This window comes from Psychrobacter sp. YP14 (assembly GCF_003209315.1).
Lineage (GTDB): Bacteria > Pseudomonadota > Gammaproteobacteria > Pseudomonadales > Moraxellaceae > Psychrobacter > Psychrobacter raelei.
This window is the reverse complement of record NZ_CP029789.1, coordinates 260,833-286,632: the sequence shown is the minus strand read 5'-3', so window position 1 is coordinate 286,632 and position 25,800 is coordinate 260,833. Positions and strand designations below refer to the sequence as shown.

The window sequence follows — 25,800 nt, the reverse complement described above, 5'->3', positions numbered from 1 at the left end:
CTAAGAAAAAATAAGCCCCTTAATGTTAAAAAAAATAAAAAATATTTCTAAGAGCATTTCTAGTAATAAGGATGGAAAAACTGTTAGTGTTAATTTTGGATACTTACTAGTATTACAAGTTAGCGGCTATATATTTCCTTTATTAACTATACCCTATTTAGCAAGAGTTATAGGAACTAATGGCTTCGGCAAGATAGCATTTGCAAGTGCTGTAATGGTATGGTTTCATACTGTTACAGATTGGGGATTCAATTATACTGCTACTAGAGACTTATCACTCAATCGAGATGATCCAAAAAAAGTTTCAGAAATATTTAGTAATGTATTATGGGCTAGAATTTTATTGATGTTTTTTTCATTAATTATTCTAATAATAACTATATATATAATACCTCTCTTTTATGAAAATAGAATTATTTTACTAACATCATTTTTGCTTGTACCTGGATGGATCTTTTTTCCTGAGTGGTTTTTCCAAGCTGTAGAGAAAATGAAATTCATCACAGTTTTTAGCTTAATTAGTAGAGCCATTTCTACAGGCTTAGTATTTATTTATATAAATAATGAAGATGATTATATTTTTCAACCTTTATTCATGGGGTTAGGACAAATTCTTTGTGGTTCGATAGCTATGTATATAATCATATTCAAGTGGAAAGTAAAATTACATCCTCCTAACCTTATTAAAATTTTTACTACCATTAAGAAAAGTACAGATGTTTTTCTTAATAATCTATTGCCAAATTTATATAATAGTTTTTCCATAGTTCTATTAAGCTTTTTTGGAGGAAGTGTTGCTACTGGTATATTTGATGCTGGCAATAAATTTATAGAAATTAGCGATCAATTTTTAAGGCTTATTTCTAGAGCAGCATTTCCATTACTTTCAAGAAAAATTTCATTACATAATTTATATCAGAAAATATATCTTTATAGCGCAATTATTATCTCATTCTCTTTATTTTGTCTTGCTGACATTATTGTTAACATATTCTATACTGCTGCTTTTGATGACGCTAAAATCGTTTTAAGAATTTTATCAGTTAGTACTGTGTTTTCAGCCCTTAACAGTATTTATGGCATAAATTTTATGATAATAAAGGGATATGAAAAACAGTTAAGAAATATAACTACAATTTGGTCAATACTGGGTTTAATAATTGCAATCCCTTTAATATATTATTTTGGCTATATAGGTACTTGTATCACTATTCTGACGGTTAAAATTTTCCTTGGATTACATACTACTTTTTTTGCAAAAAGAATCGTTACCTTATGACATTAAACTATTTTTATCTAAGAGCTTGATATGTATAATGTAATTGTCTTAATTGCCCAATTAATAGTTTTTATATGTCTTGTTAGCGTTTACCTAATAGGTATGCCTGCCTATTTTAGTTATACTTACATAGTGGTTATACTTATTATATTAGGTATTTCATTAATTCTCTTCTCAATTAGGAAGTTACCACCTTCTTTAAAAGGTAATTACCTAACAAGTACTTTTCTTTTTAGTCTAAGTTTCCTTATAGTTCACTTTCAGTTTTATTTAGATTATGCACTTGGCTTGAGACAAGATCTAAATTTAGGTATGATATATTTAAATTATGATATAGTACCTAAGGCTATTAGCTTAGCAGCTCTTAGTGCTATAGCATTTTTTATCGGTAGTACATTCGCATTATTATCCCCTCCAAAAAGTCGCAAATTCGATATAGATTTCGATGTAGATATAGGTAACGAAATCCAATCCCTTCGAATCATAAAATTAATTATGGCATTTATGCTAGCGTTATATTTCTATGGTACTCCCCTGTATTATTTTCAAGGTGGTTATAATGAGTTAATGAATAATGGTAGTCTTTCCTACATCCACTATAAATCTGCTCATATATTCTATCTATCAATTGCAGCTTACATTATCTGTATGATCAATATGATCTTAAAAAAGAAAATGAAGCTAAACATATCTCAATATTTCAGAATCATTGGCCCAACAGCTTTAACTATTATAGGGATATATTTATGTTCATGTTTAATCGCAGGAAATAGACGACCTCTTATTGCAATCTTAACCTTACTGGCTTGTGGCTATTATATCTCCCAAGTAAAGAAACTTAAGTTAAAAAATATGGTAGTAATCATATTAGTTGCTGCAAGTGCATTACAACTTACAAGTTTCCTAAGATTAGTAGATGGTCATCGAAGTTTAAGTGAAAGAATAGAACTAGCAATAAATAATAAGGCTGAAAGCGCTAATTATACTGAACCAAGTATCTTACCCTTTACTACAGAATTAGCAAATTCATTAAGAGCGTATCACAGTACTGTCATGCATATGGAAGAAAATAAAGGAGTATTTGGCCTTAGTACCGTGGGCTATCTAATAAGTATCATTCCTGGACTAGGTTTATTAGTGGAAAGTATGACATCTATAAAATTAACTACTAGCTCCCTTTTGATTACTGAATGGATGGGTGCCGACCATGGAATGGGAACCACAGTTTTAGCGGATGTATATATTGATTATGGCTTTATCGGCTCAATCATTATTTTTTTACTTTTTGGTGCTTTGCTCTCTAGGTTGGATGCTGTTACTTATGAGAGATACCTTAATAACAACTTATTAGTGCAAATTTTAGCTTTACTATACATAAGTAATGCTGTTTTCTTAGCTCGATCTTCAATTATGCAAGTATTTGCAGATATTGTACTAATTTACGTAATAATTAAAATTTCTAAGATTTTATCCCCTAAAAGAAGTGTTTACTAAATTTCAATTATCCGTATACGGGAAATATAATGAGAAAAATATTATTTTATATACCGTCTTTTGAAAGCGGCGGTGCAGAAAGAGTTGCTTCTGTGATGATTAATTACTGGAACTCTAAAGAGAAATATGAAATTGAAATAGTAAATACTTTGCCTAAGAATAAAGATTTCTTTACCATATCTCCGCAAATATCTAGAATATTTCTCGATTTTAATTACAATAAGCAAGGCTTTGGAAAAATAAAAGAGAAATTTAGTAGAATACGAAAGTTAAGAAAGACTCTATCAAATAGTAATGAAGATTTCATAATTTCATTTTTAACTACTCCGTCTATTTTAATTTTACTAGCTTCAGTTGGACTCAATAAGAGAATCGTCTGCTGTGAACATACTAACTATTATTCTTATGGGAACAAGGTAAGTCGATGTATAAGAAATTTTTTGTATTTTCTACTTGCTGATAAAATTACTGTATTAACTAAACGCGATTTATCAAATTATCCTAAGTACCTTAGGTCTAAGATTTTTATCCTTCCAAATCCATTAGGAGTGGATGGGTTCAAATTATCATCAGAAAAAATCCGAGATTTTTCTAAAGATGGATTGGCTAATTCTACCACTAAATTTCTCTTCGTAGGTAGATTGAATAGGGAGAAAGGGATTGAAAGGCTATGTTCTATACTATATCAAATAAGACATGAAGATTGGAAATTGAGCATTTGCGGTGATGGTCCATTGAGAAAGTATTTAGAAGACTTTATTGATAAAAATAATTTATTTGATAAGGTTTCGTTAAAAGGAGCTGTAAGTAATATACAAGATTACTACTCTAAAGCAGATATATTATTAATGACTTCTCTTTGGGAAGGTCTACCAATGGTAATTGCAGAAGCTATGTCATTTAAACTACCTGTAATTGCGTTTGATTGTCCGACGGGACCTAGAGAGTTAATTAAAGATTCTCAAAATGGAATATTAGTGCCGGATGGAGATATTGATAGATATGTTCAGGAACTAACTCATTTAATACATGCTCCTCATAAAATAGAATTTATGTCGCGTCATACTCGCAATTCAGTGATTAAATATAAAATTGAAAAAATTGATGAAATTTGGGATCAAGTCTTGGCTAAAAAATAGTCCTACTTCCATAATAACAATTTATACTTAATCAGAATTGCATAGGAATATTACTTAATGAAAATATTAGTATTAGGTTATTTAGGTTATATGACCAACCAGTTAGATGGTCAAACTATTAAAACTAGAAATATCTACTCTTTATTTAAGAAGAGTTCTGATAATGAGATATCATATTTTGATACTCAAATATTTCAAAAGTCGAAATTAAATCTACTTAAACTTATAAAAACTATTATAGAAGCAGATATTATTTATTACCTTCCTGCTCAAAAAAATTTAAAGTATATTTTTCCAATAGTATGGGTAGTCGCTAAAACATTCAAAACTAAACTAAACTATTTAGTTGTTGGCGGCTGGCTTATGGAGTTTTTAGAAAAACAAACTATTCATAAATACTTGCTTTCAAGAATTAATGGAATATACGTTGAAACAGACACTTTGTATGAAGGTTTACTAGCCATTGGTTTTAATAATGTCTTTAAACTCCATAATTTCAGGATAACGTCTTACCCCGCTTTGCAAAATAAACAAGTATTAAATAACGAAATTAATATAGTTTTCATGGCTCGTATTAACCCTCAAAAGGGAGTAAGGTTAGTTTTCGATTTGGCAAAGGCTATTGAAGATGAAGGCTTAAAGAATGTAAATATAGATATTTATGGACCTATTAGCACGGATTATTCAGAACAATTTTATAGTATGTTGGAAAATAGCTCTGTTAATTATCTTGGAGTGCTAAATCCAGAAGATATTAATACTGTTTTACAAAAATATGATTTCTTGCTATTTCCAACTAAATATTATACTGAAGGCTTTCCAGGAACGATTTTGGATGCTTATATATCAGGTCTACCGGTAATATGTACAAATTGGTTAAATGCTATAGAATTTGTTGAAAATGGTAAAACTGGGTATATTACGCCTTTTAATAATGATCAGGAGTTTATTAAAAAAGTAATATATTTAGTTAGAAACCCTGACCAGATTTCTATAATGAAAGAAAATGTTATGAAAATTCGTCATAAATATAGTGCTGAAAATGCATGGGATATCCTTAAGAAATCTTTAACGTAATAAATATATATTACATATTTCATAGCTCTTAATAAATTGAAATTTAGGGTGTGTTGACATATAGAGAATAATTGATAATCATAGTGCTATGACTAGATTAACACTAAGTGATGCCCAGTGGGCAAAGATAGAGCCGTATTGTGCAGGTAAAGAGACCGATGTTGGTAGAACAGCCGTAAATAATCGACTATTTATAGAAGCTGTTCTATGGATTGTCCGTACAGGTAGTTCGTGGCGAGATTTACCCCCTGAATTTGGTAACTGGAACAGTGTTTATAAGCGCTACCGTCGATGGGTAAAAAGCGATAGGTTTAGTAACCTATTTAACGCCCTAAATGACCCAGATTTAGAGTACGCCATGATTGATGGCACTATTGTTAAAGTACATCGTCATGGACAAGGTGCAAAAGGGGGGCTTGTCGTCAGGCAATTGGCAAATCAAGAGGCGGTATGACCACTAAAATCATGGCAATGGTTGATGCATTAGGCAACCTTGTTGATTTTACTTTATTGAAAGGACAGCAGCATGACATGGCTGGTGTTAAACCTTTAATTAAAGACAAAGAGTTTGGTGCATTGCTTGCTGATAGAGCCTTTGACACGGATTGGCTACTACTGGACTTAGAAGAGCGTGGTAGCAAAGCGGTCATACCCCCTAAACGCTCTCGTTTAAAGCAACGAGATTTCGATAAAGAGATGTACAAATGGCGTCATTTAATCGAGAACTTCTTCTGTAAGCTCAAAGACTTTAAGAAAATTGCCATGCGTGCCGAAAAAACAGATGAGTCGTTTGCTGCTAATATCTATTTAGCAGCGACGATTATTCATTTACGGTAATTGTCAACACACCCTAGTTTAAAATAATTTTTTATTTAATCATTATTATGATTTAGATGATATATAGTAAGTTATAATTTGAGTATCAAATAGCTAGAATTTTTGAGATAAAAAATATTTTTTTAATAGTATATATAAACTATTAAACATAATTTTATTTAAAATATTATGGAAAGATATAATGAAAATAGTAGTTTCTGGAACAGGATATGTAGGCTTATCTAATGCTATGCTTTTAGCTCAGCATAATGAGGTAGTGGCCGTAGATATCGTCCCTGAAAAAGTCGAAATGCTTAACAGATCTAAATCTCCTATAGAAGATAAGGAAATAGAAAAATTCTTGCAAAGAGAAGATCTTAATTTTAAAGCTTCTTTGGATATTCACGACGCCTATAAAGATGCAGATTATGTAATAATAGCTACTCCTACAGATTATGACCCAAAAACGAACTTTTTTAATACTCAAAGTGTAGAATCTGTCATTAAATCCGTACTATCTATTAATTCTCAAGCAATTATTATAATCAAATCTACAGTTCCTGTAGGCTATACTGAAGAAGCTAAAATTCGATTTAACACTAATAACATTATTTTTTCTCCCGAATTTCTTCGTGAAGGTAAAGCCTTATATGATAACTTATATCCTTCTAGAATCATTGTAGGTGAAAAGTCTGTTAGAGGTCAATTATTTGCTGATTTACTCCTTCAAGGCTCAGTTAAGAGAAATGCCCCAGTATTACTAACCAATAATACTGAAGCAGAAGCGGTGAAACTATTTTCTAACACTTATTTAGCTATGCGTGTTGCCTATTTTAATGAATTAGACAGTTATGCAGAATCATTCGGTCTTGATAGTAAACAGATTATTGAAGGGGTTGGTTTAGACCCACGCATTGGGACTCACTATAACAACCCCTCTTTTGGATATGGAGGATACTGCCTACCAAAGGATACTAAACAACTTTTAGCAAACTACCAGCAAGTACCTAATAACCTTATTCAAGCTATTGTAGATGCAAATCGAACTCGTAAAGACTTTATTGCAAACTCGATATTGAAACGTAATCCAAAAGTAGTAGGAGTTTATCGCCTAGTTATGAAGTCAGGGTCTGATAATTTTAGAGCCAGTGCTATGCAAGGCGTAATGAAAAGACTTAAAGCCAAAGGAGTTGAAGTTGTTGTTTATGAACCAAGTCTTAAAGAGCAACAGTTTTTTGGGTCTCAGGTATTATGTAATCTATCTATCTTTAAACAAAAATCCGATATAATATTAGCCAATAGAGTATCTAAAGATTTAGAAGATGTCCTAGAGAAAGTTTATACTAGGGATCTATTTGGTAATGACTAAAAATCAAAAGATATTTTAATAAGGTAAACAAATGCCACTTGTATCCATAATTACTCCTAGTTACAACTCTGAAAGATATATATCACATACTATCAACTCTATACTTTTTCAATCCTTTCAAGATTGGGAGTTACTCATTATCGATGATTGCTCTACAGATAGAACTACCGAAATTGTTAATGAGTATTGTATAGATGATCCTCGGATAAATTTAATTAGTCTAAGTGAAAATAGTGGGGCTGCTGTAGCACGTAATACAGGTATTGAAGCTGCTACAGGCCGTTTTATAGCCTTTTTAGATAGTGATGATGCTTGGCTTCCCAACAAGCTAGAACAGCAGCTTAAATTTATGCAAGCTAACAACTATAGCTTTACCTTTACGGCTTACCAGAAAGTTAATAATAATGGTGAAGTTATAGGTGAACTTGGTGTTTCGAAGAAGCTTAAATATAGTGATTTGCTTAAGAAATGCGAAATTGGCTGTTTAACTGCTATGTACGATACAAAAGTACTAGGAAAAATATACATGCCCTTAATTCGTAAAAGACAAGATTTGGGACTTTGGTTGAAAATATTAAAGAAAACGAAATATGCATATGGTTTAAATAAGGTTCTTGCAACGTATACAGTTCGTAATGATTCCATATCTTCAAATAAGCGTAGCGCGGCCACTTATACTTGGAAATTATATCGTCAAGTGGAGTCATTACCTTTCTATAAATCGCTATATTATTTTTCTCACTATGCGATTAATGGAATATTAAGAACTAAAACTCCTAAACTGGGAGAAATATTAGGTGTGATTAAGCATCCTGATTAAGTAAGACTTTATATGAACCCAATGATTTTAGAATACTATATAAGGAGCTTTTTTTGTCTAACTTCCTCCCTTTCTCTCTACCTGAAATAGGTGAAGAAGAAATTTCTGAAGTCGTAGATTCTCTACGTACAGGCTGGGTGACTACCGGTCCCAAAGCTAAGAAGTTCGAAGAAAACTTTGCAAAATATCTAGGATCTGATGTTCAAGCATTGGCAGTTAACTCTGCTACATCAGGTTTACATCTTGCATTAGAAGCAGTGGGTGTGGGGCCTGGAGATGAGGTTATTGTACCAAGTTATACCTTTACTGCTACTGCTGAAGTAGTGCGATATCTTGGTGCAACGCCTGTATTTGTAGATAGTGATCCAGTGACTTTGAATATTGACTCTAAAGCGATAGAATCAGCTATTACCAATCATACTAAAGCGGTTATACCTGTCCACTTCGCTGGTTTGTCTTGTGACATGCAATCTATTATAGCCATAGCGAAAAAGCATAATCTTAAAATTATTGAGGATGCGGCTCATGCCTTCCCAAGCCGTTATCAGGGGAAACTCATTGGGACTTTAGATACTGACGTTACTGTCTTTAGTTTTTATGCCAATAAGACTATGACCACAGCAGAGGGTGGGATGTTAGTTTCTAGAAATCATAATATTATCGAACGATGTAAAGTTATGCGACTACATGGAATTAGCCGAGACGCGTTTGATCGCTACTCCTCAACTAAGCCTGCTTGGTTCTATGAAGTGATCGAGCCCGGTTTTAAGTATAATATGCCAGATATTTGTGCTGCTATAGGTATTCATCAATTGAATAAGATAAATCGTTTCCATGACAAGCGTGTGGCTATGGCAAAGATTTATGATGACGCTTTTTCTGATCTCCCTCTTACTTTACCTGCCCGTTCTTCAGATATATCTGAGCATGCATGGCACTTATACCCTATTCGCTTAAATGACGAAGTTAAAATAACTCGTGATGAATTCATTATTAAAATGTCTGAGTTTAATATTGGGTGTTCTGTCCATTTCATTCCTTTACATAGACAGCCCGTTTGGAGAGATGCATATAGTCTGACTCCTGAACAATTTCCACATGCTGAATCTGCATTCCAGCGAATTGCGTCAATACCTCTGTATACTAAAATGACAGAAGCAGATCAAGATAGAGCAGTTGCTGCTGTGAAGCAGGTGATTGAAAGTACATAAATTTTATATTATATGTAATTATTTTAAACTTCCATATCTATACATTTATTAATAATAATTACTCTATAATAATTCAGCAGTTCCAATTGATAATATGAATAGAAATTTTAATCTATATGCTTTTAGAAGCATAACTTTTAAGGTATAGCACAGTGTCTAAAAAAAGAGTTTTTGATATTGTTTTATCAGCTGGCGGATTAGTTTGCTTATCTCCATTGCTTGTAACAACTGCTATCATAATAAAACTTGATTCTGAGGGTCCTATTTTTTTTAGACAAACACGTGTCGGTCGTTATGGGGTTCCTTTTCGTATCCATAAATTTAGAACAATGACTTCTAATGCAGAAAAAAGTGGCAAATTAACTATTGGCAATAATGATCAAAGAATAACAAAATCTGGGAAAATACTTAGAAAGCTAAAAATTGATGAACTACCTCAATTAATAGATGTTTTTACAGGTAAGATGAGTCTTGTTGGACCTCGTCCTGAAGTACAAGAGTTCATAGATTGTTATCCTTATGAAATAAGAAAAAAAGTGCTTTCGGTAAGACCAGGGATTACTGATAAAGCTTCAATCGAGATGATTGATGAAAATGAAATACTCGCTCAATATGAAGATCCTAAACAAGCTTATATTGATAAAATATTACCTCTTAAACAAAAGTATTATACAGAGTATGTAGATAACCAAAGTATGTTACTAGATATAGTGCTTATTGCCCAAACAATATTTAAGATAGTTAGTCGTTAATTAAAATGATTTAAAATATACATATTATATAATTTAAATATATTAAAGAGCCCTATTATTATGCCTTTACAATCTATCAATAAGACAGTTATTCTCTATCAGTTAAGTATTGGATTGGGCTTTATATTATTAAGCAATTTATCTTTAGCACAAAATCTACAACTTAATGATATGGCCTTAAAGTCAGAGCTTGACTGGTTACGCTCTCAAGGTGTGGTCCAGGTTAGTACCAGTACTTGGCCTTTAACAGCTAATGAAATAAATCGTGCTTTAGAAAGTGCCAATATTAGGACTCCTGAACAGCAGCAAATTGTACAGTTTATACGCTATACATTAAATAAGCAGCCAAAATCCTTAGTCAATACGACTGTATCTGCTTATGGACAAATAGATAGAAAGCAGCTTCCTCAAAACTTTGCTGATGATAAACTGGCGAACTTTGATGCAAGTGCTCGTGCTGGAATTAGCGAAGATAACTGGGAAATTAACTTACAAGCCAACATTAAAGATGACGATATTGATGATAAAGATGTCAGCTTTGATGGCTCATACCTGGCGGGCAAGTATGCCAATCAGTGGCTCATTGCTGGTCAAATTCCTACTTGGTGGGGACCAGGACATGATGGCAGCCTTATCCGCGGTGATGCCAGTAAACCTGTCGTCGGTGTTACTATGCAGCGTGATATCCAAGCAGCACCCAGTTATCGTTATCTCAACTGGATTGGACCTTGGCAATATCAACTATTCGCCGGTCAATTAGATGATTATAAAGCTGTCCCTGACACCAAACTAATCGGGATGCGTCTAACGGCTAGCCCTACAGATTGGCTAGAAGTGGGTGCTTCTCGCACCTTTATGTGGGGTGGCGAAGGCCGTCCTGAAAACTTAAGTTCGTTTTGGGATGCGCTTATAGGAACAAGAGATAATACTTACAGTAGTGATCCAAATGATGATCCTGCTAACCAACTTGCAGGTTTCGATTTACGTGTGAACCTAGCACCCCTAACTAATCTTCCTGTCGGGATTTATGGCCAATATATCGGTGAAGATGAAGCTGGTGGATTACCTTCGAAGAATATGTACTTAGCCGGTATCGACTTTGCTTCTAGTATCAATACGTATAGCATGGGTAGCATGCCTTATCAACTGTATACGGAATGGACAGATACTCGCACAGGTGGTGATGTTTCAGATATCTCTTATAATCATGGTAAATATACCGATGGCTATTATCAGTACGGCTATCCCCTAGGATACGCATTGGGTGGAGATACCGAAAGCGTTACGGTTGGTGGTAAGCTATGGGTGGATAATCAAAACTTTATCAATGCTAAGATGCAATATGCCAAAGTTAACCAATCGGGAATAGAAGGCAGCAGCTCTTATAAAAATAACCGAGCTTTCCCTGAATCAGATAAGCTAAAAGTATTAGACGTCGCTTGGGAACATCAATTAAATCCAAGAACTACTATTTCTAGCCGTGCTTGGGTATCAGATTCCAATATCCATTCAACAGAAGTTGGTGGTGGTATTGGCGTTCAATTTGATAATTTTTAAAGAGATTCTATTAATGAAGAAGATAAGTTGCATAGTCGAATATTTCAATTCTCCCCACCTATCACAAATATATAAAGGCTTCCAGATTTTAGAAAAAAAAGGAGTAATAGATCTAAAATTTATAAAAAAAACAGGTAGTTTAAATAAGCCTATTATTTCAGCATGGATTAATAACGACATTCATATTATATATGACACATTAGATGGGTTTAACTGGATAGATAATAAATCCACTGAAGAAAACTTAATATTTTTTCAGAATAACTATCACTGTGATCACTATTTTAAAAGAAGCTATAATTCTAATTTACTCAAATATAATCATGGATCTCAAAGAACTATTCATGATTTAGAGTTTAACTATGATATGTCATATGAGTATGTTTCCCTCGATATTAAGAGACTGATGAAAGACACTGCCTGCAAATATCTGCCTTTCTATAATTCAAGTATTAATTATAAGGATTTTGAGTATTACCCCAATAAAAACACACAGCCTAAAATATTATTTTCTGCTCGATTATGGAATCCTGACGATGTCAAAGATGGAGAAACTCGATTAGAGAGAGAAGTTATCAATAGCAATCGAATCAAATATATTCGAGAATGCAAAAAAGAGTTTGGAGCTATATTTACAGGAGGTTTACAAGATTCTGAGTTATCGAGGAAATTAGCAAAAGACTTAATCATACCAAATAAAAAAACTAGCAAACTAAGTTATGTTAAAACAGTTAAAGAGCATGATATTTGTATTAGTACTTTGGGGTTACATAAATCTAATGGTTGGAAGTTTGGGGAGTATATAGCTGCGTCAAGAGCAATCATATCTGAACCCCTATTCTTTACTTCCCAAAACTTTATAGAAGGTAAAAATTATCTAGAAGCCTCATCAACTGATGCTCTGATTAATAATATTTATAAGATTATTGATAATACAGATTATAAGTATGAAATGATGCTAAATAACTTTAGATACTATAATCAATACTTGAGGCCTGATATACTTATCCTTAATTCTTTAGTTAAAGCCATTAGTAGTTAAACTAGGTATAATTAATCTTTGTAAAAAATGCTAAACCACTCCAGTTTAGCACTTTTCTAATACATGATTGAAAGTTTTAATTTTGACCTAAGCTTTGTACCCACCCGGATTCTGACTCTGCCAATGCCAGCTGTCCTTACACATATCTTCAATCGTTAATTCAGCTTGCCAGCCTAATAATTGCTTGGCTTTATCAGCACTGGCATAACAAGCCGCAATGTCTCCAGGGCGTCTGTCTACCAATTGATAAGGCACACTTTGACTGGTCACTTTTTCAAATGCTTCTACCAGTTGCAACACCGAGCTGCCATTACCAGTACCTAGGTTAATCGCCTCAAAGCCTAGGCCAGTTTTGGATGCTTGCTGACTTTGTTGGCTTTGATTGTAAGTAATATAGTCTAAGGCAGCCACATGGCCTTTTGCTAAATCCACCACATGGATAAAGTCACGAACTCCTGTACCATCGACAGTGTCATAATCACTGCCAAAGACACTCAGCTGCTTTAATTTACCCACTGCCACTTGGCTAATATACGGCATTAAGTTATTAGGGATTCCATTGGGATCCTCTCCAATTGAGCCAGAGCTATGCGCACCTACTGGATTAAAGTATCGTAGACAAGTAATATTCCAGCTCGGATCAGCCTGCGCCAAGTCTTGCAAGATATACTCAACGGTTAACTTCGATTGCCCATAAGGATTAGTACAAGAGCGTGGCGCTGTTTCCGGGATAGGTAGTGTCTCAGGATCGCCATAAACAGTAGCAGAGGATGAGAAAACAAAGTTCTTTACACTATGCGCTTGCATTACCTCTAGCAGCTCAAGAGTGCCCGTGACATTGTTTTTATAATATCTTAATGGCTGAGCAACCGACTCTCCTACCGCTTTAAGTCCTGCAAAGTGAATCACCCCAAAGAAATCATGTTGTTCAAATACTTGATTCAATAGCTTGCTATCTAGTACATCCCCTTCGATAAAGGCAATCTCTTTACCGGCAATTTGCTCAGTGCGTTTTAACGCTTCAAGGTTACTGTTAGACAAGTTGTCATAGACCACAACCTCGTAGCCTGCTGCTATTAGCTCAATACAAGTGTGTGAGCCGATATAACCCACACCACCAGTTACTAAAATTTTATTACTCATCATCAATCCAGATAGGTTTTTATTTTAAAGGTTTAAATTAATAGTTTAATTGTACTCGCTTAAGCTTGCTTATCCAACCGGCTAATAGTCACCCCACTAAAGCCAAATAAAATTGTCAGCAGCAGCGACAAATAACAAAAGAACGTATACGGCAGATACTCTAATACAGGAACCTCAAGCGCTTGGCTAATAAACACCCCACACACACTCCATGGCACCAAAGGATTAATCACCGTACCCGCATCTTCAATAGTACGTGATAAGTTCTTAGGATGTAAGCTCAAACGCTCAAAAGTCGGGCGAAATGCCGTCCCTGATAACAAGATACTTAAATACTGCTCGCTAATAAGCACATTGATGCTCAGAGCGGACATAGCCGCGGCAAAAATGGCCTGGCCGGCTGTGGTCAATTTATCGTGCATGCCAGCCAGCAAAGCCGGCAAAATACCCAGTTTTTTTAACAATCCGCCCAGACTTAACGCTAAGATCACAATGGTCTGCGTAAAGAACATACTTTGAATACCGCCTCGGGTCAGCATGCCGCCTACTTCGCCCAATTCTAAATTTGCAGCAGGCGCATATCCAGCAAACAGATAGCCACCCAATTGCTCAATACTGGGTGAGCTGTGTATATAAGTAATCATCAAGGCACTGATAATGGTGCAAATAATGGTATAGATGGCATTGACTCGAAACATGGCCAACACTATTAATACCACAAAGGGCAGTACAGCATAGCGGTGTACCAAGCCACTGGCGACAAGCTGATTTTGTAGTACAGTGACTTGGCCTAAATTGGCGATTTGCATCGGCCCGGTTAACATCCAAAACAGCAGCACGCTAATGATCCAAGCCGGCACCGTGGTATACATCATATTGCGTAAGTGCTCGAATAAATCAATCCCCACCACAGACGACGCAATGGTACCGGTATCTGACAGCGGCGACATCTTATCACCGAAGAAGGCGCCAGAGACCACTGCCCCTGCTGCAATGGTCACATTGGCATCAAAGGCATTACTCATGCCAATAAAGGCCACGCCAAGCGTCGCTACCGTGGTCAAGCTGCTACCTAGGGCAATACCAATAATCGAGGTGAGCACAAAGGCCGAAATATAATAAAACCGTGGAGAAATCAGCTCAAAGCCGAAGTACATCAAGGTGGGTATGGCCCCCGACATCATTAAAGCTGCCACCATAAGCCCGATAAAGAAAAACAGATAGATAGCCCCGCTGCCACTGACCACCCCATCTGTCATCGCCGACTGTAGATGGGTAAAGCCCAATCCTCTTAGCCGCCCCATTAATAACAAAAAGCAAATCGCTAATAATAACGACAGATGCGGCACCCAGCCAAAGCCAATCATGGTCACGCCCATAATTAAAACAACACATCCAGCCATCACAAAGGCTTGGATGGGCGACAGCTGCGGATCGAGATGCGGCGAGTGGCTTGATAGCTGAGTGAAAGCAGGGTTAGGCGTTGACTGGGGGTGGTGAGTAGAGTCGGTGTGATCAGGCTGAGCGGGGGTATTTGATGACATACACTATCCGTTTGATAAGCGACGTGGCATAAAAAGCGCCCATAATAGCAATTTTTTGAGCAATTACATAAGCTTTGGCGCAATAAGCATGCAAACAATTGGATTATGGCTCAATCTAACATTGAGTTAACCGCCAATCTAGTTTATTCTTTTAGAGTGTGTGACCTACAACCTTCTGAAAGGAAATAAAATGTTTGAACGTGTCGATTTTTATGCTGGTGACCCAATCTTAGGCCTTATGGTTGAATATGCTAATGACAGCAACCCCAATAAGGTAAACCTTGGCGTTGGCGTTTATTACGATGAAAATAACGTACTGCCAGTGCTTGAGTGTGTAAAGACTGCTGAGCAGCGCATTGCTGACCCTATCTCTGCCCGCCCTTATTTGCCTATGGAAGGCTTACCTGGCCATCGTAAAGCTTGCCAGGACTTATTGTTTAGTAAAGACGCACAAGTATTACAAGACAAGCGTGTTGCGACCATTGCGACCATCGGTGGCTCAGGCGCTCTAAAAGTCGGCGCAGACTTTATCAATGCTTGGTTCCCACAAGCCAAATGCTACGTCAGCGACCCAACCTGGGGCAACCACATCTCTATCTTTGAGGGCAGCGGCATCGAAGTGGGTAAATACCCCTACTATGACAAAGCCACCGGCACTGTAAAATTTGACGAGCTTATCGCCTTTTTTAACACCTTAAACAAAGACGACGTGGTGCTATTGCACCCTTGCTGCCACAACCCTACCGGTGTTGATCTAACGCAAGCCCAGTGGGATGAGCTACTACAAGTAGTACAACAGCGTGAGCTTATTCCGTTTATGGACATCGCCTATCAAGGCTTTGGCGAAGACATGGACAGCGATGCTTATGCCATCCGTAAAGCGGTGGATATGGGTCTGCCTTTATTTGTCAGTAACTCATTTTCAAAGAACTTATCGCTTTATGGCGAGCGTGTCGGCGGCCTATCTGTGGTCTGCCCAACTGAAGAAGAAGCCGAGCGTGTATTCGGTCAGCTTAAATTCACCGTTCGCCGCATCTACTCAAGCCCACCATCACATGGCGGCCGCGTTGTAGACATCGTGATGAATGATGAAGCGCTGCACAAACAGTGGGTTGGTGAAGTTTATGGCATGCGTGATCGCATCAAAGCCATGCGCTTAAAGCTAAAATCAGTACTAGAGACCAAAGTACCAGGTCGCAACTTCGACTACCTAACCACGCAAAATGGTATGTTCAGCTTCACAGGCCTAACTCCTGAGCAAGTAGAACGCCTAAAAACTGAGTTCGGTATCTACATGGTGTCAAACTCACGTATGTGTGTGGCCGGCTTAAATGGCAACAACATCGACTATGTGGCCAATGCCATGGCAGAAGTTTTAAAAGACTAATTGCCAATCTGGTTTAAACATTAAGTATCAAAAAGCTGAGCAGTTGCTCGGCTTTTTTTAATTAGCGACCTACTCTAAAGTATTATTGGTAAAGCTTAAGAGTTCAGGCAGAATATAACTCATATAACCAATATAAAGCTGCCCGCTCCCTTCTCTCTCACTGTAGATTGCTTATGAAAACACATTTAAAACTTATCGCTACCCTGCCCGCTTTATTGCTACTGGCCAGCTGCTCTAATACCAATAGCCCTGAAAAAACCGATGCCGCCCCGCAGGCTGATAGCAATACCCATAAAGCCCAATCTAGCGAGGTCATGCGCATTGCCGCCGCAGCCAACTTAGCTGGCGTATTACCGGCAGTGATTGATGCTTATCAAAGCGAAGAGGCTCATAACCCAGATGCTGCAAGTACTCCCAAGCCAAAGATTGAAGTGACCTATGCCTCATCGGGTAAGCTGTTTGCACAGATTAACTCCGGTGCCCCTTATGACTTGTTTTTATCCGCTGATCAAAACTTCCCTGCCAAATATGCTCAGCAGCAAGCCACTGCTAACGTCACTGTACAGCCACCTTTTACCTATGCACGCGGCCAATTGGCGCTGTATAGCAGCAACCAAGATATCAGCACCGTTAAAACCTTAGACACAGCCAGCCTGCAGCAGTTACTCATCACCCAGCCCAATCAAAACAAAACGCCCATTAAAATTACCCTAGCCAATCCAGAGCTGGCACCTTATGGGGCATCGGCCAAAGCCTTTTTACAGCAGCAAGGCATTTATGACAGCCTAAATGGCAATAAAACCATTATCCAATCAGAGAACATTGGTCAGGCCTTCCAATATGCGCACACCGCCAGTACCGACTATGGATTTGTGGCGTTATCACAATTGATCAGTGCCAAGGTGGCCCCCTCAAACTATCTAATTCTACAGCCAGGCAGCTATCCGGCCATCTTGCAAGACGGTATCGTGGTGAGTGACAGTGCCGCTGCTATCGACTTTAGCCATTATTTGCAGTCCAAGCCGGCGCAAAAACTGTTTGCAGACGCCGGATACTTACCGGTAAACGCAGGCCATGCCGCCTCTGACTCAGCAAAGTAGCGAGCATAGTAGCCAACATAAACATAGTAGCCAATATGGTAGCCAGCATAGTAGCAAGCAACATAGATGAGCTAAATTAGCTAAATGACAAGGCCATAACCGTTTAGAGCCCGCTTAGCACTAGGTAAAGCGGGCAAATATTGCTATGCTGTATGAGTCCCTTTCATTTACTGCTTTAAGCCTGTGGTCTTGCTGATTTTATGTCACCTCTGTCGCCTCAACTCTCTGACATGCTGCTTCCGCTATGGTTAAGCCTCAAGCTTGCTGCCATCACCACCTTGTGCCTACTGCTGTTTGCGACTCCACTGGCCTATTGGCTGGCCAAACCTTCCTCTAGCAATCTGATCGCGCGTATTAAGATTATGCTGATGGGTATCATCGCCATGCCCTTGGTATTACCGCCCACGGTGCTTGGCTTTTATTTGCTCTTGCTGCTCAGCCCCAATTTTGCACTGGGTAAATGGCTTATGGCTCATGACATCGGCGCTCTGGCATTCACCTTTAAAGGCTTGGTGGTGGGCTCCATCATATATTCACTGCCCTTTTATATGCAGCCGGTGTATGCCCAGTTTTTACGCATTCCCAAAAGCGTGAGTGACATGGCGCTGCTGCTTGAACCCAGCCGATTGCGCCGATTTACCGCCGTATCCTTACCGCAAGCTAAGACTGGCATCATCTTAGGTAGCCTGATTAGCTTTGCGCATACCATTGGTGAGTTTGGGGTGGTACTGATGATTGGTGGCAGTATCGCCGGAGAGACCAAGGTCATCTCCATTGCCATCTATGAGCAGGTCGAAGCGCTTAACTATGACATGGCACACACCATGTCACTGTTGTTGGTGTTACTGGGCATCATACTGGTGGGTCTGATTGCCAGTATCAATCGTCAGGTCAATGAAGGCTCGCTGACAACAACAAATCGCTCGCCGCCTAAGCCCAAAAGTAAGCCCAAAAGATAGCTACTCTATAGAACAGTCACCCATAAAAAATCCAGCATAAGCTGGACTTTTATTAGTTATTGGATCTAAGACTAAGTTTCTTAAATTAACTCTGTTTTATTAGCCATTATTTCTTAACCATTGTTACTTAGCCATTGTTTCTTAACCATTGTCACTTAACCATTGTTACTTAGCCATTGTTACTTAACCATTGTCACTTAACCATTGTCACTTAACCATTGTTACTTAGCCATTTAGAAGGCTCATCTTGGTAATACTCTTGCTTCCATACCGGAATATCGGCCTTAATGGTGTCTAATATCCATTTGCAAGCATCAAAGGCAGGATAACGGTGCTTAGAGGACACCCCGACCCACACCGCCATATCACCAATTTCTAACGCCCCTATGCGATGAATCGCCACCGCATTTTCGATATCGAATAAGCGTTTGGCTTCCTCAATAATCAGTTTGCCTTGGTTAATCGCCAATTTTTCATAACCGTAATAGGTCAGGCGGGTCACTTGGCTGTCGTTATTGTGATTGCGCACCCAGCCCTCAAAGGTGGCCAAAGCGCCGCACTGATCATCTTGCAGCATATCTTTTAGGCGCTCAGCGTCAATGGCCTCATCAAGCAGCGCAAAGCCTTGAGACTGTGCCAGCTGATATACCTCCTCTACGCTGTGCGATATGCTACTTGCCTGCTGATGCGGCTGATTGGCCGTGTCCAAAGCAGATTGACTGTCCATGTGTTACTCCAACAATTATTTATCTAAACGGCTAACCACCGGCCACAGGTGGAATAAAGGCAATGGTATCGCCATCATTAATCACATCATCCCAACTGGCAAACTCATCGTTAATGGCCACACGCACCTTGGCAGGCTCAAGCGTAAAGCCGTGATCTTGTGTTAACTTAGCATAAAGCTCAGGCAAGCTTAACTTACCCTCTACGCTTAATTGCTGCTGACCTTGTTGCGCTTTTTCTGCCAAGCTTGCAAAAAATAAAACCGTAATATTCATAGTGTACTCAGCCTATTTAGTCGCTTTTTAGTAATACAGAAAATTAATACAAAAAATTATTGATATAAAAAAACAGTTTAACGCTATGTGACTGGTCGTTATTTTATGCATATCTAACCACACCTGTTGGGTGCTTCTAACATAACGACCAGTGACAGCTACCTCATTTATTTAGCGTCGAAGCAAATTCAATCCAGTTCAATTCAACCCATTTTAAGCTTAGCTAAGCGCTTTGATAGTCAGACTTGCCACCAGTCTTAGTCACCAAGCGCATCTCATCGATAATAATGTCGTGCGACAACGCCTTGGTCATATCATAAATGGTCAAGCAGGCCACACTCACCGCCGTTAACGCCTCCATCTCCACCCCAGTCTTATGGGTGACGCGCACCGTGGAGGTGACTTTAATGGCGCATGCCTCATCCTCATAGCTAAAGCTTAAGCCCACCTTATCAAGTGGCAGCGGATGACACAGTGGGATTAGATCATGGGTGCGCTTGGCGGCCATAATACCGGCAATATGAGCCGTCTGAGTGATGCTGCCCTTCTTGGTCATGCCATCGGCCGCTTTTATCTGGCTATAGATGTCTTGTGGAAACACCACATAACCCTGCGCCACTGCTTCACGCGTGGTCACTGTCTTATGACCCACATCCACCATATGAATATCACCATCGGCATCTAAGTGCGATAGCTTGTGGGCATGCGTTTGCACAGAGTTACTTGCTAAATCTGGCGTGCTTTGTTCAGAAGTTAATTCTGAGCTTGATTCAGAGTTTGATAGTGACATAAGAGCTTTGACCTAAAATGTTCAGCTTAACTGGGTTAAATTTTATTGAGAAAGTGGCAATAGCTTGCAACAGCTTTGAATAACCTGAGCTTTGAATAACCTTGGCTTTAAATAACCTTGGCTGGTTTCAATATTCAACATTTAATATTCGGCATTTAACATTTAATAGTCGATAACCGTACGAGCTTTATTTATAACTGCTGACAAGCCAATTGAAACTGCTGCGGGGTATTTAAATTAGAGCGCGTGTACCAAGCTTGCGGCATGGGCAGCGACTGGCTGATGGGGTAAATAAAGCGCATCACTCGGCGCTCTCCGCTGTCTAAATAAGACTTTAGTGATGCAAGCAGACTTAACTGATACAAGCCCAATAACGGATAGTCTCGCTCGTTATCGGCCAGACAATACATTTGCGGCGGTGCATTATCCTCATTAACGGCATCAACACTGCTTGATACGCTTTGAGCCTTTTTTTCAGTCAGATACTGCCAAATATCAACGCCATTTACTAAGCTATCACAGCTGACCACCAGCATCCATTGTGACCCAGCGTCAGAGTGGCTATGGATATCAGCAAAGCGACTATTCGTCTGGTTATCTTGCAACAGCTGCTGCATGCCAGCCAAGATAGCGCCCAGTGGCCCTGCTGAATGTTTCTCATTGGCATTGGCCTGTAACGAGCGGCTGCTCGGCTGATAATCGGCAATATGACGAATACCGCCCTCTTTATTACCGCCCTCGTTATTAGCAACACTGTGCTCATCAAAAATATTGTGCTCGGCCTGTATGTGCGTAGCAAACCCCTGCCCATTATCAGCGATTAAAATTGGCACCCCAAGCTGCGACGCACTGCGCACATGATACTGTAGCAAGGTGTCACCACAAGGCAGCTTTAATAGCGCCTTAGGTGCGCCCATACGCGTCGATAAGCCGCCGGCGAGGATAACCACCCCCGCTAAAGCTAAAGGCTTTGCGTCCAGTCTGCGCAGCAAGGCGTCTGTCATATAACTAATCGTGGCCTGGGTTAACGCGCATTAAATGCGGCACAAAGTTACAAGGGCCCGTGCGGCTGTCTAACTGATCTTTGATAATCTTGGTCCAACCGGTACGGCAGGCACCTGATGAGCCTGGTAGACAAAAAATCACTGTGTTGTTGGCCATACCAGCAATGGCGCGCGATTGCACCGTTGACATGCCAATTTCATCCTTGGAGATCAAACGGAACATCTCACCAAAGCCATCGATTTTTTTGTCAAATAACACGCTGACCGCTTCAGGCATGCTATCACGGATATAAAACCCCGTGCCGCCCGTGGTCATCACCGCATGCACCTCAGGATCAGCAATCCAGCCACTGATCACGGCTCGGATTTTGTAAATATCATCGGTGATTAACTGACGATCAGCCAGGTTGTGTCCCGCTTCTTGCAGCGAGTACACCAGATACTGACCTGATGTATCTTGCTCTAACGTACGGCTATCAGAGACGGTCAATACCGCCACATTTAACGGAGTAAATACTTTTTCTTTTGACATAAAAGCGCCTTAAATAACAGGGAAAACAATTAAGATTTAAACAGATGGCTTGGAAACGTACCTTTTGGCTTAGCCGTCAATCCTGTTAACCACCAATCATCGACAAGTTGTGCATAATGCCGCTGTTGGATTCTGCCAAGTGATGGTGCTCAGGTTTTATCGGCATAAATTCATGGAGTTTTTGTACCAGACCCGCCACATCTTGCTGCTGTAAATACTGACGGATATCGTAGTTACCTTGATCAAATAAGCACAAATGCACCTTACCCAGGCTGCTGACCCGCAGTCGATTACAGCTGTCACAAAAGTGCGCCGCATAGGGGGCAATCATACCAATACGGCCCACATAATCGGGGTGAGTGTACTCTATGGCTGGGCCATCATTTTGGCCTCTATCCTGCGCTTGCCAGCCATGACTTAGCAAATAATCAGTGATCAGCGCTGACTGTGCATGCTGCGCAAAAAATAGATCACTGTTGTCGGTGGTCTGCATAAACTCAATAAAGCGGTAGGTGACCGGACGCGTTTTGACATAGTCTAGGGCCGCAAGCAGACTGTCGTAAGCGGTCTCTTCCATCAAGATGCCATTGAGCTTTAGCTTAATATCAGTCGTCTCTAGCAGCGTATCCATGTCCTGTAGCAGCTGCGGCAACATATCAAAACCAGTCATTTGCTTAAACGTGGCCGGATCAAAGCTATCGACACTGATGTTTAATTGATCAAGGCCGGCTTGTTGCCAATTGGCGATGTGCTTGCCCAGTTTATAGCCATTGCTGGTCATCGCCACAGTTTGGATGCCGGGCGTGGCTTTGACTTGCTCAATAATTTGAGTGACATCTTTTCGGATAGACGGCTCGCCACCGGTTAAACGCACCTTTTTTGTGCCCACTTGAGCAAAAGCCTTAATCAATACCTCAATCTCTTGCAAAGTCAGCTCATTGTCCGGACGCTTGCCTTGATAGCCATTGGGCAGACAATAGCCACAGCGAAAATTACAAAAATCAGTAATCGATAGGCGCAAATAGGTCAAGCGCCTTGAGAAGCCATCGGTCAATAGATTGTCATTAGTTTGGGGCACATGACTGCTCACAGAGGCAGCCGCTGCGCCTTTGGTAGGTCTTAGTGTGGTCAAGGTACTGCGCGCAAGCTGGGTAAATGGCGACATCAAGTCAGCCGGCTTTATCGCTTTCGGCCAGGCAAAAGAGGCGCTTGCAGCAGAGGGTATAGTAGAATGGGTAAGCGCATTGATAGAGTTAACAGTAGGATGCAAGAGCGCATGAGCAGATGACAGCGGAACATGACCATCAAACATAACTGAATTGGGGGAAGGTGTGTATAGCCTAGCTTTCCCTAGGTTGGAATTAAGAAGGGTCATATGGGGTACCGTAGTCATTAGTAGTGAATGTGCTCTAAGCGTTGCCTCAGGTTGTGAATGAAAACTTAAAAAAGTTGCGATAACGTCATTATAACAGGTTACGGCCTAATAGATACTTACCCTAAAGGAAGCCCTGCTTAAGACCAGATACCTCTTTAGGAGTATTGATGACGGTTAAAGGTATTTCTGATAGTGACCGTTATTTATGATGGTGACAGCTATTTGTAATAAACCAACATTAGATAAGCGCTATGACCAAGCATAGCGCCTAGCTAGGGCATATATAGCAGCTAGATAGCGCTTATATAGCGCACAGCCAGTTCCTTCAAGCCCATTAACTCCAAGGAAACAGCTGCACCGTCACCTGTTCACCGGCGCTCATACTGCCCGACTGCTGGGGCAACACAATCAGACAATTAGCATGGCTTAACTGCTTGATGCGGTGCGAATCTTGTTTGCCAGCAGGGGTCACCACATACTCCCCTGCCTCATTTTGACTGACAATACCGCGCTGAAAATCGGCGCGGCCTGGCGACTTTTTGACATCGCTAGACAAAGTAGCAGTAACGGTCAATGGCAGCGGCATGTCTGCCACATCGATACCCGACAAGCGCCATAGGGCAGGAATGATAAATTGCAAACTGCCCACCACAGACGATAACGGATTACCGGGCAGTCCAAAGTATAATACTGGCACCGAAAGGTCTTTGTTTAATTCACCAAACACAAAAGGCTTGCCCGGCTTCATCGTCACTTTATAATGGTTAATCTGACCTAAGTCTTCAATCACGGTGGTTAAAAAGTCATAATCGCCCACCGACACCCCAGCGGTTGAGATCACCACATCACACTCTTGCATCGCCGTTAATACCGCCTGCTTGGTGCTCTCTAAGTCATCGGGGATGATGCCATAATCATGAATCTGTACGGGCAAATGCGCAAGCATACTCTTGAGGGTTGGCGTATTAGAGTTGTAAATCTGTGCCAAGCTTTGTAGCGGCTCACCGACTGCGACCAGCTCATCTCCTGTGGCTAAGATACCCACAGTTAGCGGCTGATACACCTCGACTTGGGCCACGCCCAAATTGGCAAGTAGGCTAATATCAGCAGGGTTCAAGCGTTTGCCAGCGTGTAGCACCACCTCACCGTATTCAATCTCCTCGCCTTGGCGGCGGATATTATTGCCGGCCACCGCCGTTTTGGTGAGCTGAATCTGATAGCTTTGGGATTTATCAATGCTGTCTTTGATAGCCGCAAAATTGGTGTTCTCTTGCATCACCACGGTATCACAGTCGCTGGGCACGACTGCGCCGGTAAAAATACGCACGCCTTGGCCTGGCTGTAATTGTGCCTCACCAGTTACACTACTGCCGCTAAAAGGCGCGCCGGCTTGTGACTCGCCCACAATCTCAATGTAACTGCCCGCGTCAAGAGTACTGCCACCGGCAAGCGCATAGCCGTCCATGGCCGATAAATTCTGACGCGGCACATCAAAGGGCGAGATGATATCGGTCGCTAAAATATGATGCTGACTGGCCAATAGATCACGGCGCTCAGTGGTGCGCTGCGTCAAGCTTGAATCGGTTTGATTGTAACTATTAATACGCTTAGTAATGGCAGCTTGTAGCTCAGCAACAGTGATCATAAATACGCTCTCTTTGATTAATCGGGTTATTCACAGGCTTAATAAGTCCTAACATCATACCCCATTCTACTCGGCCTCGGCCATGTCTTCCAAGGCTTGTCTGTCTTCTTGTACAAAATGCAGCAGCAAGTCAATGATGGCGGGATACACTTGGGTTTTTACCCGAATGTGTTGGCAACGCGCTGCAAACTTAGGCAGCCAACTGAGCAGCGCATCATCTAAAAAATGCTGTTGCTGTACAGCCATCTCGATAAGGTTCACCTGCTCATCGACGCTGCTTTTAATCCACAGGCTCATCACTTGCAAATAAATACTTAAATGATCTTTGGGCTCACGAAACTCAGGGTGTAAGTCGAGCTTATGACTGGCCAAAAACTCACTCATTTGCTGCGCCGGCTTGCCATAAAGCATCTGATCGGACTCAAGATAATAAGAAGCGTACGGCGGCGCACTTTGATGACCACTTAACAAAAACAGGTGGGCAAAGTCTGCAGCGAGCTCTAATGCTCTATCTGGCGCTGGGATAACTTGCAGGTTCTCCAGTGTTGTTTGTAGCGCCGCGCTTTGCGGCTCAAGATTAAGATCACTAAAAGCGGCATGCAGGCTTGGGTATTGGGCTTGCAGCTGCGTTAAATTGGTCTTAGTTAACTCACGGGCGAACAGCTCGGCAAACCAGCGATAAAGCGTAGCACGGGCAGTATTGGCTGCCTGCCATTGTTGACTATTATTCATTTTAATTCCATTACACTAAAGAGTTATGGGTG

General features: G+C 40.0%; 24 protein-coding genes. 14 read left to right on the top strand and 10 right to left on the bottom strand.

All coding sequences use genetic code 11. The features are described from left to right. The first annotated feature begins 22 nt into the window (after positions 1 to 22). The 11 genes from DLE54_RS01240 to DLE54_RS01190 all read left to right on the top strand — a co-directional run bounded on the left by DLE54_RS01240 (position 23) and on the right by DLE54_RS01190 (position 12,556). Positions 23 to 1,279 carry an oligosaccharide flippase family protein gene (locus tag DLE54_RS01240; protein ID WP_110815985.1) on the top strand — a complete coding sequence of 419 codons (1,257 nt, stop codon included), beginning with the start codon at positions 23 to 25 and terminating at the stop codon, positions 1,277 to 1,279. Between the two features lie 30 nt (positions 1,280 to 1,309). Then, positions 1,310 to 2,773, top strand: coding sequence for an O-antigen polymerase (locus DLE54_RS01235; RefSeq protein WP_110815984.1), 1,464 nt, complete (start codon positions 1,310 to 1,312; stop codon positions 2,771 to 2,773). 29 nt (positions 2,774 to 2,802) lie between these two features. Further along, positions 2,803 to 3,912: a glycosyltransferase family 4 protein gene (locus tag DLE54_RS01230; RefSeq protein ID WP_110815983.1), complete on the top strand. Its 1,110-nt coding sequence runs from the start codon at positions 2,803 to 2,805 to the stop codon at positions 3,910 to 3,912. 57 nt (positions 3,913 to 3,969) lie between these two features. After that, positions 3,970 to 4,989 carry a glycosyltransferase family 4 protein gene (locus tag DLE54_RS01225; protein WP_110815982.1) on the top strand — a complete coding sequence of 340 codons (1,020 nt, stop codon included), beginning with the start codon at positions 3,970 to 3,972 and terminating at the stop codon, positions 4,987 to 4,989. 88 nt (positions 4,990 to 5,077) lie between these two features. Continuing rightward, a protein-coding gene (locus DLE54_RS01220; RefSeq protein ID WP_110815981.1) for an IS5 family transposase occupies positions 5,078 to 5,826 on the top strand; the annotation gives its coding sequence in 2 pieces (ribosomal slippage) (positions 5,078 to 5,408 and positions 5,408 to 5,826; 750 coding nt in all). A 181-nt stretch (positions 5,827 to 6,007) separates the two neighbouring features. Then, on the top strand, positions 6,008 to 7,174 hold the full coding sequence (locus DLE54_RS01215; protein ID WP_110815980.1) for a nucleotide sugar dehydrogenase: 1,167 nt from the start codon (positions 6,008 to 6,010) through the stop codon (positions 7,172 to 7,174). A gap of 31 nt (positions 7,175 to 7,205) precedes the next feature. Continuing rightward, complete coding sequence (locus tag DLE54_RS01210; RefSeq protein ID WP_110815979.1) at positions 7,206 to 7,994, top strand: glycosyltransferase family 2 protein; 789 nt, start codon at positions 7,206 to 7,208, stop codon at positions 7,992 to 7,994. Between the two features lie 53 nt (positions 7,995 to 8,047). After that, positions 8,048 to 9,205, top strand: a complete 1,158-nt coding sequence (locus DLE54_RS01205; RefSeq protein ID WP_110815978.1) for a DegT/DnrJ/EryC1/StrS family aminotransferase — start codon at positions 8,048 to 8,050, stop codon at positions 9,203 to 9,205. 152 nt (positions 9,206 to 9,357) lie between these two features. Beyond that, entirely contained in the window at positions 9,358 to 9,957 is a 600-nt protein-coding gene (locus DLE54_RS01200) for a sugar transferase (RefSeq protein ID WP_110815977.1), read from the top strand. A 60-nt stretch (positions 9,958 to 10,017) separates the two neighbouring features. Then, positions 10,018 to 11,514: a capsule assembly Wzi family protein gene (locus tag DLE54_RS01195; RefSeq protein ID WP_110815976.1), complete on the top strand. Its 1,497-nt coding sequence runs from the start codon at positions 10,018 to 10,020 to the stop codon at positions 11,512 to 11,514. Positions 11,515 to 11,527: 13 nt separating this feature from the next. Further along, positions 11,528 to 12,556, top strand: a complete 1,029-nt coding sequence (locus tag DLE54_RS01190) for a hypothetical protein (RefSeq protein WP_110815975.1) — start codon at positions 11,528 to 11,530, stop codon at positions 12,554 to 12,556. Between the two features lie 87 nt (positions 12,557 to 12,643). Here DLE54_RS01190 and galE read toward each other — a convergent pair whose 3' ends face one another. Both galE and DLE54_RS01180 read right to left on the bottom strand, forming a co-directional pair. Beyond that, a complete protein-coding gene (gene galE / locus DLE54_RS01185; RefSeq protein WP_110815974.1) occupies positions 12,644 to 13,702 on the bottom strand; it encodes a UDP-glucose 4-epimerase GalE in 1,059 nt (352 codons plus the stop codon). Positions 13,703 to 13,758: 56 nt separating this feature from the next. Next, entirely contained in the window at positions 13,759 to 15,102 is a 1,344-nt protein-coding gene (locus tag DLE54_RS01180; protein ID WP_110817264.1) for a Na+/H+ antiporter NhaC family protein, read from the bottom strand. Positions 15,103 to 15,433: 331 nt separating this feature from the next. Here DLE54_RS01180 and DLE54_RS01175 point away from each other — a divergent pair, with 331 nt between their 5' ends. The 3 genes from DLE54_RS01175 (at position 15,434) to modB (ending at position 18,689) form a co-directional block, all read left to right on the top strand. Next, the gene (locus DLE54_RS01175; RefSeq protein ID WP_110815973.1) at positions 15,434 to 16,630 is read left to right on the top strand and encodes an aromatic amino acid transaminase; all 1,197 of its coding nucleotides are present in this window, start codon (positions 15,434 to 15,436) and stop codon (positions 16,628 to 16,630) included. A 173-nt stretch (positions 16,631 to 16,803) separates the two neighbouring features. Beyond that, on the top strand, positions 16,804 to 17,730 hold the full coding sequence (modA, locus tag DLE54_RS01170) for a molybdate ABC transporter substrate-binding protein (protein ID WP_110815972.1): 927 nt from the start codon (positions 16,804 to 16,806) through the stop codon (positions 17,728 to 17,730). A gap of 200 nt (positions 17,731 to 17,930) precedes the next feature. Further along, positions 17,931 to 18,689, top strand: a complete 759-nt coding sequence (gene modB / locus DLE54_RS01165) for a molybdate ABC transporter permease subunit (RefSeq protein WP_110815971.1) — start codon at positions 17,931 to 17,933, stop codon at positions 18,687 to 18,689. A gap of 211 nt (positions 18,690 to 18,900) precedes the next feature. On the opposite strand, the gene DLE54_RS01160 is transcribed toward modB, so the two are convergent. From DLE54_RS01160 to torD, 8 genes are all read right to left on the bottom strand, one after another. Further along, positions 18,901 to 19,416, bottom strand: coding sequence for a molybdenum cofactor biosynthesis protein MoaE (locus tag DLE54_RS01160; RefSeq protein ID WP_110815970.1), 516 nt, complete (start codon positions 19,414 to 19,416; stop codon positions 18,901 to 18,903). Positions 19,417 to 19,447: 31 nt separating this feature from the next. Continuing rightward, a complete protein-coding gene (gene moaD, locus DLE54_RS01155; protein WP_011959514.1) occupies positions 19,448 to 19,690 on the bottom strand; it encodes a molybdopterin converting factor subunit 1 in 243 nt (80 codons plus the stop codon). Positions 19,691 to 19,913: 223 nt separating this feature from the next. Further along, positions 19,914 to 20,480: a cyclic pyranopterin monophosphate synthase MoaC gene (gene moaC, locus DLE54_RS01150; protein ID WP_110815969.1), complete on the bottom strand. Its 567-nt coding sequence runs from the start codon at positions 20,478 to 20,480 to the stop codon at positions 19,914 to 19,916. Positions 20,481 to 20,671: 191 nt separating this feature from the next. Continuing rightward, complete coding sequence (locus tag DLE54_RS01145) at positions 20,672 to 21,484, bottom strand: molybdenum cofactor guanylyltransferase (protein WP_110815968.1); 813 nt, start codon at positions 21,482 to 21,484, stop codon at positions 20,672 to 20,674. Positions 21,485 to 21,488: 4 nt separating this feature from the next. Beyond that, the gene (gene moaB, locus DLE54_RS01140) at positions 21,489 to 22,016 is read right to left on the bottom strand and encodes a molybdenum cofactor biosynthesis protein B (protein ID WP_110815967.1); all 528 of its coding nucleotides are present in this window, start codon (positions 22,014 to 22,016) and stop codon (positions 21,489 to 21,491) included. Between the two features lie 85 nt (positions 22,017 to 22,101). Further along, complete coding sequence (gene moaA / locus DLE54_RS01135) at positions 22,102 to 23,409, bottom strand: GTP 3',8-cyclase MoaA (protein ID WP_110815966.1); 1,308 nt, start codon at positions 23,407 to 23,409, stop codon at positions 22,102 to 22,104. A 316-nt stretch (positions 23,410 to 23,725) separates the two neighbouring features. Further along, the gene (glp, locus tag DLE54_RS01130; RefSeq protein ID WP_110815965.1) at positions 23,726 to 25,036 is read right to left on the bottom strand and encodes a gephyrin-like molybdotransferase Glp; all 1,311 of its coding nucleotides are present in this window, start codon (positions 25,034 to 25,036) and stop codon (positions 23,726 to 23,728) included. 66 nt (positions 25,037 to 25,102) lie between these two features. Further along, positions 25,103 to 25,768: a molecular chaperone TorD gene (torD, locus tag DLE54_RS01125; protein WP_110815964.1), complete on the bottom strand. Its 666-nt coding sequence runs from the start codon at positions 25,766 to 25,768 to the stop codon at positions 25,103 to 25,105. Positions 25,769 to 25,800: the final 32 nt, after the last annotated feature.

Coding starts and splice junctions, on each gene's coding strand:
- glp (WP_110815965.1), bottom strand. CDS start 25,036: ATGATCACTGTTGCTGAGCTACAAGCTGCCATTACTAAGCGTATTAAT.
- DLE54_RS01215 (WP_110815980.1), top strand. CDS start 6,008: ATGAAAATAGTAGTTTCTGGAACAGGATATGTAGGCTTATCTAATGCT.
- DLE54_RS01160 (WP_110815970.1), bottom strand. CDS start 19,416: ATGGACAGTCAATCTGCTTTGGACACGGCCAATCAGCCGCATCAGCAG.
- modA (WP_110815972.1), top strand. CDS start 16,804: ATGAAAACACATTTAAAACTTATCGCTACCCTGCCCGCTTTATTGCTA.
- moaB (WP_110815967.1), bottom strand. CDS start 22,016: ATGTCAAAAGAAAAAGTATTTACTCCGTTAAATGTGGCGGTATTGACC.
- modB (WP_110815971.1), top strand. CDS start 17,931: ATGTCACCTCTGTCGCCTCAACTCTCTGACATGCTGCTTCCGCTATGG.
- DLE54_RS01190 (WP_110815975.1), top strand. CDS start 11,528: ATGAAGAAGATAAGTTGCATAGTCGAATATTTCAATTCTCCCCACCTA.
- DLE54_RS01235 (WP_110815984.1), top strand. CDS start 1,310: ATGTATAATGTAATTGTCTTAATTGCCCAATTAATAGTTTTTATATGT.
- torD (WP_110815964.1), bottom strand. CDS start 25,768: ATGAATAATAGTCAACAATGGCAGGCAGCCAATACTGCCCGTGCTACG.
- moaC (WP_110815969.1), bottom strand. CDS start 20,480: ATGTCACTATCAAACTCTGAATCAAGCTCAGAATTAACTTCTGAACAA.
- DLE54_RS01225 (WP_110815982.1), top strand. CDS start 3,970: ATGAAAATATTAGTATTAGGTTATTTAGGTTATATGACCAACCAGTTA.
- DLE54_RS01180 (WP_110817264.1), bottom strand. CDS start 15,102: ATGGCTGGATGTGTTGTTTTAATTATGGGCGTGACCATGATTGGCTTT.
- DLE54_RS01240 (WP_110815985.1), top strand. CDS start 23: ATGTTAAAAAAAATAAAAAATATTTCTAAGAGCATTTCTAGTAATAAG.
- galE (WP_110815974.1), bottom strand. CDS start 13,702: ATGATGAGTAATAAAATTTTAGTAACTGGTGGTGTGGGTTATATCGGC.
- DLE54_RS01210 (WP_110815979.1), top strand. CDS start 7,206: ATGCCACTTGTATCCATAATTACTCCTAGTTACAACTCTGAAAGATAT.
- DLE54_RS01195 (WP_110815976.1), top strand. CDS start 10,018: ATGCCTTTACAATCTATCAATAAGACAGTTATTCTCTATCAGTTAAGT.
- DLE54_RS01145 (WP_110815968.1), bottom strand. CDS start 21,484: ATGACAGACGCCTTGCTGCGCAGACTGGACGCAAAGCCTTTAGCTTTA.
- moaA (WP_110815966.1), bottom strand. CDS start 23,409: ATGACTACGGTACCCCATATGACCCTTCTTAATTCCAACCTAGGGAAA.
- DLE54_RS01175 (WP_110815973.1), top strand. CDS start 15,434: ATGTTTGAACGTGTCGATTTTTATGCTGGTGACCCAATCTTAGGCCTT.
- DLE54_RS01230 (WP_110815983.1), top strand. CDS start 2,803: ATGAGAAAAATATTATTTTATATACCGTCTTTTGAAAGCGGCGGTGCA.
- moaD (WP_011959514.1), bottom strand. CDS start 19,690: ATGAATATTACGGTTTTATTTTTTGCAAGCTTGGCAGAAAAAGCGCAA.